Below are 12,500 nucleotides of genomic sequence, written 5' to 3' on the forward strand. Positions count from 1 at the left end.
CAACCTCAGAGTCCCGCCGATCCGTTCGCCACCACCTGCATCTTCATCACCAGATCGCGCTTGGCGATCAGCCGCTGCAGGCGCTCGAGCGCCTGCCGATCGCTGCTGTCGCTGAGCGACGCTTCCAGCAGCACCGTTTCCAGGTCGCGCATGACGCGCGCGACGTCGGCAACGCCGCGATCCTGCGCCGCCATCCGGTACAGCCGCGTATCGGCGAGCAGCGAGCCGGCCAGACGGCGCTCGTACTGCCAGTCGTCGGCGCTCGTGCGCTCCGGATCCCTGGCCGACAGTCCGAGGACGACGAGCTTGGACCGCTCGAGGTGCTCGACGCTGCCTTCGCGCAGCGATTGCGTCAGCGCGGCGTTCAGCGGCGCGGGCGCGGGGGCCGGCGTCCCCGTCGGCGTGTTCGCCACCTGCCGGGGCACCGCCACGGCGCCCCGGAAGCGCGCGGCAGCGACGATGCCGATGGCGACGAGCGCCAGCATGGCCGCGAGCGCCGCGAGCTGCCGCACCGACCAGCGTCCCTGCCGGAATTCGAGGATCGCTGCGGGCGCCCGCGGCTGCCGCGGGCGCGCCGGCGGCACGGCAGCGTCGAGACGGCGCATGAATCCCGACCAGTCGCCCGCCGGCGGAGCATCGACCACGGGACGCGCGGCGAGCGCCTCGCGAATCGCGTTCAGGTCGTCGAGACGCTGCCGGCAGACTTCGCATCCGCGCACGTGATGGGCCGCCCGCGCGCGCTCGGACGGCTTCAACTCGTCGTAGAAGTAGAGGACGACATCGAAATCGCACGCGCTCATGCGCCTTCCCCTGCCGTGACCCTGGCGCCGGCGAGCGCCGCGCGCAGGCGGTGCACCGCCGCGTGCAGCTGCCGCTTGACCGTGCCCTCCGCCAGGCCCAGCGCGGCCGCAATCTCGGACAGTTTCAATCCTTCATGATGCCGCATCGTGAAGACCAGCCGCTGCCCCGGCGGGAGCCGGGCGATTTCCGCTTCGAGCACTGCGCCAAGCTGGCCGCCGTAGGCCTGTTCCTCCGGGCCGGGGCCATCTTCCGGCGTATTCATCATCTTCAGCTCCGCATCGTCCGTGAACGGCGCCCAGCCCGCGGGGGCGTGGCGGCGCTTGTGGTCGATGCACGCATTCATCACGATCCGGTAGAGCCACGAGGTCAGCTGCGCGTCGTAGCGGAACCGGTCCAGCGAACGATAGACCTTGATGAACACGTCCTGCGCGATGTCTTCGGCATCGTGATGGTTGCCGGCGAACTGATAGGCGAGGCGATACACCATCGCCCGGTGCCGCTCCACGAGCGCATGGAAGGCCGCGCTGTCGCCAGCCGCCGCGCGGGCCACCAGATCCGAATCCGCCGTCGCACGGAGGCCGCCGTTCACTGTCAGGAATATGACGTAGAGAGAGGCCCGACGGTTGATCGGGACCGGATCGGGGGTCGGGCGACCGGCAACCGGTATACTGATTAGATGCACCTGGCCCGTTCCAGCTCGTCTGAGGTCGCCAATCCGCTCCGGCGGAACGTGGCCATCATCGCCCACGTCGACCATGGCAAGACCACGCTGGTGGACGGGCTCCTGCGCCAGAGCGGCACGTTCCGCAGCAACGAGCGGGTCGCCGAGCGCGCCATGGACAACATCGACCTCGAGCGCGAGCGCGGGATCACGATTCTGGCGAAGAACACCGCCGTCCATTACGACAACACCCTGATCAACATCGTCGACACGCCCGGACACGCCGACTTCGGCGGCGAGGTCGAACGGACGCTGTCGATGGTCGACGCGGTGATGCTGCTGGTGGACGCGTCCGAGGGGCCGCTGCCGCAGACCCGCTTCGTGCTGCGCAAGGCGCTGGAGCGCCGGCTGCCGCCGCTGGTCGTGATCAACAAGATCGACCGTCCGGATGCGCGCGTGCAGGAGGTGCTGAACGAGATCTACGACCTCTTCATCGACCTCGACGCGACCGAGGACCAGATCGATTTCCCCGTAATCTACGCGAGCGCCAAGGCGGGCACCGCGTCGATGTCGATGGACACACCGGGCGAAGATCTGCGCCCGCTGTTCGACGCGATCATCAAGCACGTGCCGCCGCCGCGCGGGCGCGCCGACGCGCCGCTGCAGATCCTGGTGGCGAACCTCGATTCGAGCGATTACCTGGGGCGCATCGCCGTCGGCCGGATCTTCAACGGCACGGTCCGCATCGGCGACCCCGTGTCGGTGTGCCGGCTCGATGGCTCGTTCCACGACACGAAGGTCACCAAGCTGTTCGCGTTCGACGGGTTGAAGCGCGTCGACATCGACCAGGCCGCCGCCGGCGACATCGTCTGCCTCGCCGGCATAGACGACATCACCATCGGCGAGACGATCGCCGACGTCGAGCACCGCAAGGCGATGCCGGTGATTGCCGTCGACGAGCCGACGGTGTCGATGATCTTCGGCGTCAACACCTCGCCGATGTCCGGCCGCGACGGGCAGTTCGTCACCTCCCGCCAGATCAAGGACCGCCTCGACAAGGAGCTGCTCGGCAACGTGTCGATCCGCGTCGAGCCGACCGACAGCCCCGAGCAGATGAAAGTGCTCGGCCGCGGCGAGCTGCAATTGTCCATTCTCATCGAGATGATGCGGCGCGAAGGCTTCGAGATGCAGGTCTCGCGCCCCGACATCGTCACCAAGTCGGTGGGCGGCAAGCTGATGGAGCCGGTCGAGGATCTGGTGATCGACGTGGCCGAGGACTTTCAGGGCGTGGTCATCGCGCAGGTCGGCACGCGGCGAGGGACCATGACGAAGATGGTGAACCACGGGAGCGGCCGCGTCCGCCTCGAGTTCCGCATTCCCGCCCGCGGCCTGATCGGCTTCCGCTCCCAGTTCCTGACCGAGACCAAGGGAACCGGCATCATGAACCACCTGTTCGCCGGCTGGGAGCCCTGGCACGGCGCGATTCCCGCGCGCGCGACCGGCGCGCTGGTCGCGGATCGCGCCGGCGCCGCAACCGCCTACGCGATCTGGAACCTGCAGGAGCGCGGCGAGATGTTCGTCGAGCCGGGCGAGAAGGTCTACGAGGGGATGATCGTCGGCGAGAACGCGCGCGCCGCCGACATGGACGTCAACATCACGAAGGAAAAGAAACAGACGAACATGCGCGCGTCGACGGCGGACGAGGCGGTCCGTCTGATTCCGGCGCGGAAGATGGGGCTCGAGCAGGCGATCGAATTCATCAACGACGACGAGCTGGTGGAGATCACGCCCAGGAACATCCGCCTGCGCAAGCGCGTGCTCGCCGCGAACCAGCGTCCAAGACGCAGCGCGGACGCCGCCGAATAACCGGAGCCGCCGCCGGCGGCTTCAATGCCCGCGCGGGTCCAGCTCAGCCTTCGCCCGGCGCCAGCTCGGCACGCCGTATGCTACGCCCGACGCGCATGGCGCTGTCGCAAATCGTCCGGCCGATCATGAGGATCTGGACGTCCGAGTCCTCCCCCGTCGCGCTCCGCACCAAGCAACTGATCGCCTCGGTCGTCCCCGAGCCCGTGCTGCTTCAGCTCAAGAAGCGCTATTACATCAAGCTGTTGCGGAACGATTCGGACGAGCGCATGGAAGTCGACGCGCGCGCGCTGCCGCTCCTGGTGAAGCCGGGCGACTTCGTCCTGGATGTCGGCGCGTTCGTGGGGTTCTACACGCAGCGGCTGTCGCGCCTCGTCGGCCCCGCCGGCGCGGTCTGGAGCTTCGAGCCGATGCCCCAGACGCATCAGATCCTGCAGGCGGCGGTCAAAGAACTCGCGCTCGGCAACGTCCGGCTGTTTCCGTATGCGATGAGCGACCGCTCGGGGGCAGCGACGATGGAGATCCCGCGATACAGCGGCGGCGGTGAGTCGTTCTGGGACGCCAAGATCGTGGAGGGCGCGGCGGCACGATCGTTCCGGCACTTCCAGATCACCACCAGGACGCTCGATTCGCTTCTCGCGGGCACCGACCGGCCGGTCACGTTCGTGAAGATCGACGCGGAGTACCACGAGCTGCAGGTGATGCGCGGCGCCGTCGAATCATTCCGCCGGTGGCATCCCGTGATCCAGGTCGAGACGCTGGAGCCCTTCGACGATCCGGGGACCGATTTCCGCGCCATGCTGGACCTGCTCGGCGGCCTGGGTTACAGGCCTTACCGTTTCGATGGAACGGCGTTCCACGAACGGCACCCCGGCGAGCGGGATCAGAACCTGTTCTTCATGACCGACGCGCAGGCCGCCTCCCGGCGCCGCTAGCCGTCGCGCAGCGACACCACGCTGACTCTGTTGCTGCGCGTCGCGAGGAACTTCTCCAGATCCGCCCACGACACCACGACGCTGGCCGTGTTGATGTTGGGATGGAAGATGAGGCGCGGCGCGTCCTTCAAGTCCCGGTCGACGAGGACGCGGACCGACCCGTCGGTGTCGTTCAGCAGGCCGAACGGCGACACCGATCCGGGCGTCAGCCCCAGCTCCGCCATCAGGCGGTCGGGCGATCCGAAGCTCAGGCGATCGTCATTGACGAGCTTCACCAGATCCTTCAGGTCCGCGCGCTTCGAAATCTCCAGCACGACCAGGTAGTGCCGATCCCCTTTCTTGTTCCTCAGGAAGAGGTTCTTGCACTGCATCCCCGGAATCGGGTCCCAGAACCGCGAGGCGTCCTCAGCGTTGAACACGGCCGGGTGCTCGTAGCGCTCGTAGCGGATGCCGAGCGCCTCGAGGGCGGCGTAGACGGCGGGCGCGGGATCCATGCCTTATTCTGATCGACAATAGGCGCGCATGCCTACCCTGACGTCCCGGCTCGACGCCGCGTTTGCCTACGCGCACGAAGCGCACGGGGCACAGCTGCGCAAGGGAACGAACGTCCCGTACCTCGGCCATTTGATGGGCGTCGCGTCCATCGTGATCGACGACGGCGGCGGGGAGGACGAGGCGATCGCCGCGCTGCTGCACGACGCGGCCGAAGACAGCGGCGGCCGCGCCCGGCTCGACGACATCCGCAGCCGGTTCGGCGACGCGGTCGCCAGAATCGTGGAGGACTGCACGGACGCGTGGACCGAACCCAAGGCGCCGTGGCTCGAACGCAAGCGCCAGTACGCCGAGCACGCGCGGACGCTCGCGCCGGCGAGCCTTCGCGTCTCGGCGGCGGACAAGGTCCACAACGCATACGCGATCCTGCGGGACCTCCGGAACACGGGGGACGGCGTCTGGGAACGCTTCAACGCGAGCCCCGACGACGTGGTCGCGTATTACCACTCGCTGGTGCGCGCCTATCGGGAGGCGGGCGGCGGGCGCCTGGTCGACGAGCTCGATCGCATCGTCCGCGCTATCGAGCGGGAAATGGGCTACTAGACTCGCGCAGCGTGCGGTGCAGATGCGCGAGCATCCGCTCGCGATGCGCGATCTCCCGCGCGCTCAGACGCCGTGAGTCGGTGCGGTTCAAGCCGGAGGGGTGGGTCTCGAGACGCATCCCGTCCAGGCCGGGCTGGTCGCCGCGGCGCCGGGAGAGGGCCCGGCCGAGCGTGAAGCGAATGATCATGAAGACCACACTATCGGTGAGGCGTGACAGGGCAGGTCACCGGGCTCGGCAGCGCTCCGGCGGAGGAGCCGCCGCTGTCGTCGCGGTGGTGATGCTGCTGGCGAGCCCGGCCCCGGCTGCCGCTCAGCGCGCGGGAGACTACGATGCCGCCCGCTTCGACGTCGCCGTGCAGGTGCTCGAAGGCGGGGACCTCGACGTCCAGGAGACGATCGCTTTCCGGTTCCAGGACGGCACCTTCCGCCGCGTGTGGCGGGAGATCCCGACATCGCGGACGGACGGGATCGAGATCCTCGCCGCGTCGATGGACGGCACGCCGTTCACGCGCGGCGAAGGGACTGGCCGCATCAAAGTGAGCGGACGGAACCGCATGAGGGTCGAATGGCAGTTCGATCCGATCGGGCCGTCCTCGCACACCTTCACCGTCCGTTACCGCGCGCGCGGGGTGGTCTTCCGGGACGGCGCGCACGACGTCGTCCGCTGGCGGCTGCTGCCGAGCGAACACCGATACCGAGTCGCTGAAAGCCGCAGCACGATCGCGGCTCCGGCCACGCTCGCCTCGGCGCCGGCGATCGAGACACGCCGCATCGGCGTCGCGTCGCATGAAGTGGGGGATGGCGCCGTCGCCATCGCAGCGAGGGACATCGCGCGCAACGGCTGGATGATCGCCGAGCTGCGCTATCCCGCAGGAGGACTGCTCAGCGCGCTGCCCGCGTGGCAGCAGAAACACGAGCGGGCCGCCGCCCTCGCGCCGCGCTGGATCGGCGCGGCGGCAGGCGTGTTCGCCGTCGGCGTGATTCTGCTCGTCGCGTTGCGCCAGAGCTACGCGGCGCCGACCATGACGGCGGTCGACACGGCGGCAACAGAGCCGCCGGAGCAGCTGCCGGCGGCGCTCGCTGCGGTGCTCGCCGCCAGAGGAGGGCCATCGGGATACCACGCCTCGGCCACCCTGTTCGATCTCGCCGATCGCGGCGTGCTTGCGGTACGGGAGGTATCCCGGGCGCTGGGCGTCCGCTCGTACGAGTTGTCCCGGACGCACGGACGGCACGATCTCGCGGACCACGAGCGCGAAGCGCTGGCCATCGCGTTCGCCGGACGGCCGGACGATGTCACGCTGTCGAAGGCTCGAGGGCGTCTGGCCCGGTCGTCCGGGCGGTTCTCCGCCGCCGTGAACCGCGACCTCGTGGCGCGCGGCTATCTCGATCCCGCCCGGAAGGCGGTCCGCGATCGACTGATGCGCGTCTCGGTTGCGATCCTCATCGCTGCCGCCCTGGGATCGGTCGCGATGGCTACGCTGATCCCGCGATTCGAAGGATGGCCGTTCCTGCTGCCGTTCGCCCTCTGCGCCGCCGGTCTCGTGGGCATCGTCATGGCGGCCAGGACAACGCCGCTCACGGATCACGGACTGATCCAGGCCGGACGATGGCGTGGATTCCGCCGTCATTTGATGGCGTCTTCATTCACGCCGCGCTGGCTCGTCTACGGCATCGCGGTCGGTCTGGCGCCGCAGTGGGCACGATATCTGAAGGCGCACCCCGGCGCTGCGCCGCCGTGGTTCCAGGCGTCCAGCGCGGACGATGGCGCGGCGTTCGCGGCGTTCATCGGCAGCCAGGCGGCTGCCGGTGGCGGCGGAGCGGGCGCGGGTGCCGCCGGCGGCGGCAGCTCGGGCGCGGGATGAGCGCTAACCTGATCTCAGTCAACGGAGGATACATGCGGAAAACGATCGTCGGCGTGACCATCCTGACCGCCCTGTGGGCGTTTCCGGTTTCGGCGCAGCAGGCCGCTGCGCAGCCGCCCGCGGCGGACAAGCTGCGCGCGCCGGACGTGTTCTACGTCCCGACACCTCAGCCCGTGGTGGACGCGATGTTGAGGATGGCGAACGTCACCGGCAAGGACGTCGTGTACGACCTCGGTTCCGGCGATGGACGGATTCCCATCACCGCGGCGCAGCGCTTCGGCGCGCGCGGCGTCGGCATCGATCTCGATCCGCAGCGCATCAGGGAGGCGAACGAGAACGCGAAGGCGGCGGGCGTCACCGACAAGGTCAGGTTCCTGAACCAGGATCTGTTCACGAGCGACTTCAGCGAGGCCACCGTCGTGACGCTCTACCTGCTGCCTTCGCTGAACGTGAAGCTGATGCCGAAGCTGAAGAAGGAGCTGAAGCCGGGCACGCGGGTCGTCTCGCACGCCTTCGACATGGGCCCCGACTGGCCGGCGGAACAGACCGAGCAGGTCGAAGGCAAGAACATTTATTACTGGACGATCAAGTAGTGCGCGGTGCGCAGTGTGCGGTGCGCGGTGCGTCAGTGCGTCAGTGCGCAGTGCGGCAGTGCGCAGTGCGTCAGTGCGGCAGTGCGGCAGTGCGTTACTGAGGGAGCGCGAACGCGACGTAGACGCCGCCGGACGGTCCGCCTGATTTGCCGCCGCCGGCGGCGATGACGACGAACTGGCGTCCGGCGGCTTCGTAGGTGGCGGGGGTGGCGTTGCCGGCGAAGGGCAGGATCGTCTCCCACAGGAGCGCGCCGGTGGCCTTGTCGAAGGCGCGGAACTTGCGGTCGTAGTTCGTCGCGCCGATGAACAGCAGGCCGCCGGCGGTGACGATCGGGCCGCCGTAGTTCTCGGTTCCGGTATCGCGCAGCCCCTGCTCCACCAGCGCAGGGTACTCGCCAAGCGGGATCCGCCAGGCGTACTCGCCGGTGTTCAGGTCGACGGCGGACAGCGTGCCCCATGGCGGGCGCACCGCAGGGTAGCCGTCGGGATCCAGGAACTTCGTGTACCCGGTGAAGCGATACGGCAGCGCGGACGGCGACGGTGCCGTCGCCGCCGGTTCCGCGCGGCCGGTGACGAGGTAGTTCACGATGGCGGTCACGGCGGCGGACGGCAGCGCCGGGAAACCGGCCATGCGGCCGGCGCCAGTACGGATGGCCGTGGTGATCTCCGCGACTGTGCGGCGCGAACCGATGCCGACGAGCGTCGGGATCTGCGGCGGCGCGCCGGCGAAGTCGTCGAGATGGCATGACGCGCAGTGCTGCTGGTACAGCGCCCGGCCGTTCACCGGCGCCTCCGCCGGCGCGAGCGCCCCGGTCCACACCAGATCGTTCGCGTTGACGTAGAGCCAGCCGGTCTCGCGATCGACCGCGGCTCCGCCCCATTCGGCGCCGCCGTCGAAGCCGGGGAACACCACCGTCGGGGCGCCGAGTGCGAGCGGCGCGAACAGGCCGCCGTTCCTGAACGTGCGGAACTCGCGGAGCGCCCAAGCATGCGCCGCGGGCGTCCGCGTCGTCACATCGGCTTCGCTGAGCTGCTGGCGGGCGAACGGGCGCGGCCGCGCCGGAATCGGCTGCGTCGCCGACGCGCGCTCACCCGGCACGGAACTGCGCGGAAACCGGCGGTACGCGATCGGGAACAGCGGGCGGCCGGTGACGCGATCGAACAGGAAGATGAACCCCTGCTTCGACGTCTGCGCGACCGCGTCGATCGTCCGGCCGCCGTGCCGCACGGTCACCAGATTCGGCGGCGACGGCAGATCGCGATCCCAGATGTCATGCCGCACCGTCTGGAAGTGCCACAGCTTCCGCCCGCTCGCGGCGTCGAGCGCGATGAGCGAGTTCGCGAACAGGTTGTCGCCGGCGCGGTTGGCGCCGTAGAAATCGGCGGACGCCGATCCGGTCGGCACGTAGACGATCCCTCGCGTCTCGTCCACCGCCATCCCCGCCCAGTTGTTCGCGGCGCCGTTGTACGTCCACGAGCTGGCCGGCCACGTCTCGTGACCGGGCTCCCCTGGATGCGGAATGGTGTGGAACGACCAGCGCAGCTTGCCGGTCCGCACGTCGTAGGCACGGACGTCGCCGGGGGACGCGGGCAGCCCCTCGGAGATGCGGCCGCCGACGATCAACAGATCGCGATAGATCGCGCCGGGCGTCGTCAGGCGCACGGATTGGGCTTCGGGGTCGCGGCCGAGATCCTGGCGCAGATCGATCCGGCCGCCGCTGCCGAACGTGGCGATCGGTTTCCCGGTGGCCGCGTCGACGGCGTAGACGAACGTGTCCACCGCGACGAAGACGCGGGCGCCTTCACCTGACGGCCCCTGCCAGAACGTCACGCCGCGGTTGGCGCCGCGGCTCTGGACGCCGGAGTCGAACGTCCAGAGATGACGGCCCGTCGCCGCATCGAGGGCGAACGCCTTGTGGTTCGGCGTCAGCCCATACAGCGTGCCGCCGGCCACGATCGGCTGCGTCTGCAGCCCGCCGGTCTCGCCCGTGTCGTACGTCCAGGCAACGCGCAGCGACTGCACGTTCGAGCGATTGATCCGGGTGAGCGCGGAATAGCGCGATTGATCGGGTGCGCCGCCGTACGACCAGACGGCACGAGGAGCGGCGGATTGCGAATACGCGGCGGCGGTCAGGTACCCCGCGCCGCAGAACAGCGCGGCCGAGAGCAGCGCGCCGCGGCTAAGGAAAATGGATCTCCGCAGTGACGCGCGGCGGCGGACTCGGGGTGCGGCTCCAGTCGGTGTGCGGGGCGTGGTTCTCAACCAGCCAACCGTACACGAGCTCGCCGTACGTCCGCCAGCGCATCTTCTTCCGCTCGTAGAACGGCAGCAGCGCGCGCTGCACCTGCGGCAGCCGGTAGAACGGCACGCCGGGGAAGTAGTGATGCTCCAGGTGGTAGTTGGAGTTCAGGTACACGAAGTCCCAGAACCAGTGGCCGCGCATCAGCGTGCCCCACTTCGCCGGATCGGTCGGGTCGATGTCGTAGTGCTGCCCGAGCCGGTTCAACGTGAAGGCAACCGGAAAGACGAAGAAGACGGGGATGATGCTGGCGCGCAGCGCGGCATAGAACCCGAACCCGTACCAGATCAACGCGAGCGCCGACAGGTGGAACAGCAGCGACAGCCGCCGCTCCCCGGCGATCGCGCGCTGCAGCGCCGCCGGGTAGGTGGACGCCTCGCGCCGCGCGGCGCGGAAGTAGATGGGGAACAACGCCGGCGTGCAGTACAGCAGCTTGTACCAGCGCGCGTTCACCTTCGGCGAAAGGTGATGGCGCTTGGGATCGTCCTCGTCGGACCCGAGCTCGGCGTGGTGATCGAGATGCCAGCGCGTGAATTGGCTCGCCGAGATGCCGCTGGGAATGGCGTAGAGGAGTCCGAGCAGCCGCTCCAGGCGCGGACGCCGGCGCTCGAAGATGGTGTGATGCACCACTTCGTGCAGCAGGATCGTGAAGTTGAACACCGTGAAGCCCTGCACGATGGCGATCGGGATCCAGATCAACGGGTGCTCGAAGCGGATCAGCGCCCACGTCGCGGCGGCAAGGATGGCGAACTGGCGCGCGGCGACGGCAAAATGCCGCAGCGGCTCCTTCCGGTGCAGCTCCCGCATCTCGTCGCGCGAAATGGCAGAGCCCAGCTCAGCACGAAGCGCCCCCGCGTGCTGGGAGTAGTAATGGCCTTTCACGATCCCCTTGATTGTCGCACGGCGCGGGGATTGGGGATTCACTCCGCTGGGATTTGGAGCCGGCGCTGGCCGAGCCGGGTCAGCGCCACCCCGGCCAGGACCGCGGCGGCGCCGCCGAGCTTGTCCAGACCCAGCGGTTCGCCTATCCACAGGTACGCCGTCACCATGGCGACGATCGGCAGCAGGTTCGAGTACGCGGACGTTCGCGCGCTGCCGATCTCGCGCACGGCGGCATACCAGATCGTGTAGGCCACGCACAGCGCGAACAGCGAGGAGTAGACCAGCTTGATCCAGGTCAGCGCGCTGACATCCGCCCACGCCACGCGGGAGAGCGGGCCTCCGGCGAGCGGCAGATACATGAGCGTCCCGAGCAGCATCGACAGCGCCGTGACGCCCACCGGCGAGTGCCGCGCCATCAGCGGCCGCGCGCCGATGGTGTACAGCCCCCAGCAGAAGACAGCCGCCAGCAGCATCAGGTCGCCGCGCAGCGACGCCTCGCTCACGTGCGCGCCGCGCCCGACGACGATGTAGATGCCGAGGAAGGACAGCACCGTTCCGGCCCAGTGCAGCGCGCCGATGCGCTCCGTGCCGGTCATCGTCGAGAGCAGCGTGATCACGATCGGCGAAGACGCGACGATGAGGGCGCCGTTGGCCACGCTCGTGTAGGCGAGGCCGCCGATGAAGAGGTACTGATACAGGCAGTGGCCGACGAGCCCCAGCCAGAGAAGGCGAAGCCAGTCGCCGCCGGTCACCTGTGCCGGCGTGTGGAAGATGCTGGCGATCTCGCCGCCCGCCTGATCGGCGACGGCCGGCCGGTAGCGCCGCACCAGGAGGTTGACGCCGACCATGACGGCCGAGGCCTCGATCAGACGCAGCGCGTTGAAGGCCTGGGGATCGAGCTCGCGAAACGCCGTCTTGACGAGCGCGTAGTTGGTGCCCCAGATGAGCGTCATCAGGAGCAGCAGCCCGTCGAGGCGGGAAACGGTGAATGCCTTCAGTGAGGCAGCCGGGACTGCATCTCCTTCAGCGTGTCGTTCAGCAGCCGTTCGTTGTCTTCCTTCGAGATGTCGCGCCGCAGGATCTTGGAGGCGATCGCCACCGAGAGTTCGACGGTCTCGCGGCGGATGTTCTCCAGCGCGCGCGACGCCTGCATCTCGATCTCCCGCTCGGCGCGCTTGACCAGCGCGTCGGCGTCGGCGCGGGCCTTGACCTTCATCTCTTCGGCGAAGGCGGCGGCGTCGGAACGCGTCCGCGACACGATCTGGTTCGCCTCGCTGCGCGCCTCCGACATCAGGCGCGCCGCTTCGGTCTTGACCTGCTCCAGCTCCTGCCGCGCCTGCCGCGCGTCATCCAGCGACTTGCGGATGACCTCCTGCCGCGCCTCGAGCGCGTCGAGCAGCGGGCGCCAGGCGAAGCGCGCCAGGAGCCCGAGCAGGATCAGGAACGTGACGATGGTCCAGATGTAGAGCCCGGGATCGGGCTGGACCAGGGGGTTCATCGCTCAGCTC

At 68.9% G+C, this 12,500-nt stretch carries 13 protein-coding genes; 5 read left to right on the forward strand and 8 right to left on the reverse strand.

Features of this window, described 5'->3' with window-relative positions; translation table 11 throughout:
* Positions 1-5: 5 nt before the first annotated feature.
* Both VFK57_12330 and VFK57_12335 read right to left on the reverse strand, forming a co-directional pair.
* Complete coding sequence (locus VFK57_12330; protein ID HET7696491.1) at positions 6-800, reverse strand: hypothetical protein; 795 nt, start codon at positions 798-800, stop codon at positions 6-8.
* Positions 797-1,390 (reverse strand): sigma-70 family RNA polymerase sigma factor, encoded by a 594-nt coding sequence (locus VFK57_12335; GenBank protein HET7696492.1) that lies wholly within the window; start codon positions 1,388-1,390, stop codon positions 797-799. Before VFK57_12335 ends, VFK57_12330 begins: the two co-directional genes overlap by 4 nt.
* Before the next feature lie 87 nt (positions 1,391-1,477).
* Here VFK57_12335 and typA point away from each other — a divergent pair, with 87 nt between their 5' ends.
* Together typA and VFK57_12345 are read left to right on the forward strand one after the other, a co-directional pair.
* Positions 1,478-3,328, forward strand: coding sequence for a translational GTPase TypA (typA, locus tag VFK57_12340; protein HET7696493.1), 1,851 nt, complete (start codon positions 1,478-1,480; stop codon positions 3,326-3,328).
* A gap of 95 nt (positions 3,329-3,423) precedes the next feature.
* Positions 3,424-4,260 carry an FkbM family methyltransferase gene (locus tag VFK57_12345; GenBank protein ID HET7696494.1) on the forward strand — a complete coding sequence of 279 codons (837 nt, stop codon included), beginning with the start codon at positions 3,424-3,426 and terminating at the stop codon, positions 4,258-4,260.
* Here the strand turns inward: VFK57_12345 and VFK57_12350 are convergent.
* Entirely contained in the window at positions 4,257-4,754 is a 498-nt protein-coding gene (locus VFK57_12350; protein ID HET7696495.1) for a prolyl-tRNA synthetase associated domain-containing protein, read from the reverse strand. The genes VFK57_12345 and VFK57_12350 overlap by 4 nt on opposite strands.
* Positions 4,755-4,782: 28 nt before the next feature.
* Between VFK57_12350 and VFK57_12355 the strand changes: the two genes are divergently transcribed.
* A complete protein-coding gene (locus VFK57_12355; GenBank protein ID HET7696496.1) occupies positions 4,783-5,355 on the forward strand; it encodes an HD domain-containing protein in 573 nt (190 codons plus the stop codon).
* Here VFK57_12355 and VFK57_12360 read toward each other — a convergent pair.
* The gene (locus VFK57_12360) at positions 5,330-5,542 is read right to left on the reverse strand and encodes a hypothetical protein (protein HET7696497.1); all 213 of its coding nucleotides are present in this window, start codon (positions 5,540-5,542) and stop codon (positions 5,330-5,332) included. The two genes, VFK57_12355 and VFK57_12360, sit on opposite strands and share 26 nt — an antisense overlap.
* Between VFK57_12360 and VFK57_12365 the strand changes: the two genes are divergently transcribed.
* On the forward strand, positions 5,541-7,217 hold the full coding sequence (locus tag VFK57_12365) for a DUF2207 domain-containing protein (protein HET7696498.1): 1,677 nt from the start codon (positions 5,541-5,543) through the stop codon (positions 7,215-7,217). The two genes, VFK57_12360 and VFK57_12365, sit on opposite strands and share 2 nt — an antisense overlap.
* Positions 7,218-7,249: 32 nt before the next feature.
* Complete coding sequence (locus VFK57_12370; protein HET7696499.1) at positions 7,250-7,810, forward strand: class I SAM-dependent methyltransferase; 561 nt, start codon at positions 7,250-7,252, stop codon at positions 7,808-7,810.
* A gap of 94 nt (positions 7,811-7,904) precedes the next feature.
* Here VFK57_12370 and VFK57_12375 read toward each other — a convergent pair whose 3' ends face one another.
* The 4 genes from VFK57_12375 to atpF form a co-directional block, all read right to left on the reverse strand.
* Positions 7,905-9,833, reverse strand: a complete 1,929-nt coding sequence (locus tag VFK57_12375; protein ID HET7696500.1) for a PQQ-binding-like beta-propeller repeat protein — start codon at positions 9,831-9,833, stop codon at positions 7,905-7,907.
* Between the two features lie 157 nt (positions 9,834-9,990).
* On the reverse strand, positions 9,991-10,992 hold the full coding sequence (locus VFK57_12380) for a fatty acid desaturase (GenBank protein ID HET7696501.1): 1,002 nt from the start codon (positions 10,990-10,992) through the stop codon (positions 9,991-9,993).
* A 38-nt stretch (positions 10,993-11,030) separates the two neighbouring features.
* Positions 11,031-11,945, reverse strand: coding sequence for a DMT family transporter (locus VFK57_12385; GenBank protein HET7696502.1), 915 nt, complete (start codon positions 11,943-11,945; stop codon positions 11,031-11,033).
* A 41-nt stretch (positions 11,946-11,986) separates the two neighbouring features.
* Positions 11,987-12,490, reverse strand: a complete 504-nt coding sequence (atpF, locus tag VFK57_12390) for a F0F1 ATP synthase subunit B (protein HET7696503.1) — start codon at positions 12,488-12,490, stop codon at positions 11,987-11,989.
* Positions 12,491-12,500 lie beyond the last annotated feature (10 nt).

Source organism: Vicinamibacterales bacterium (assembly GCA_035699745.1).
Classification (GTDB): Bacteria; Acidobacteriota; Vicinamibacteria; order Vicinamibacterales; family 2-12-FULL-66-21; genus JAICSD01.

Coding starts and splice junctions, on each gene's coding strand:
- VFK57_12330 (HET7696491.1), bottom strand. CDS start 800: ATGAGCGCGTGCGATTTCGATGTCGTCCTCTACTTCTACGACGAGTTG.
- typA (HET7696493.1), top strand. CDS start 1,478: ATGCACCTGGCCCGTTCCAGCTCGTCTGAGGTCGCCAATCCGCTCCGG.
- VFK57_12345 (HET7696494.1), top strand. CDS start 3,424: ATGGCGCTGTCGCAAATCGTCCGGCCGATCATGAGGATCTGGACGTCC.
- VFK57_12350 (HET7696495.1), bottom strand. CDS start 4,754: ATGGATCCCGCGCCCGCCGTCTACGCCGCCCTCGAGGCGCTCGGCATC.
- VFK57_12355 (HET7696496.1), top strand. CDS start 4,783: ATGCCTACCCTGACGTCCCGGCTCGACGCCGCGTTTGCCTACGCGCAC.
- VFK57_12365 (HET7696498.1), top strand. CDS start 5,541: ATGAAGACCACACTATCGGTGAGGCGTGACAGGGCAGGTCACCGGGCT.
- VFK57_12360 (HET7696497.1), bottom strand. CDS start 5,542: ATGATCATTCGCTTCACGCTCGGCCGGGCCCTCTCCCGGCGCCGCGGC.
- VFK57_12370 (HET7696499.1), top strand. CDS start 7,250: ATGCGGAAAACGATCGTCGGCGTGACCATCCTGACCGCCCTGTGGGCG.
- VFK57_12385 (HET7696502.1), bottom strand. CDS start 11,945: ATGACGCTCATCTGGGGCACCAACTACGCGCTCGTCAAGACGGCGTTT.
- atpF (HET7696503.1), bottom strand. CDS start 12,490: ATGAACCCCCTGGTCCAGCCCGATCCCGGGCTCTACATCTGGACCATC.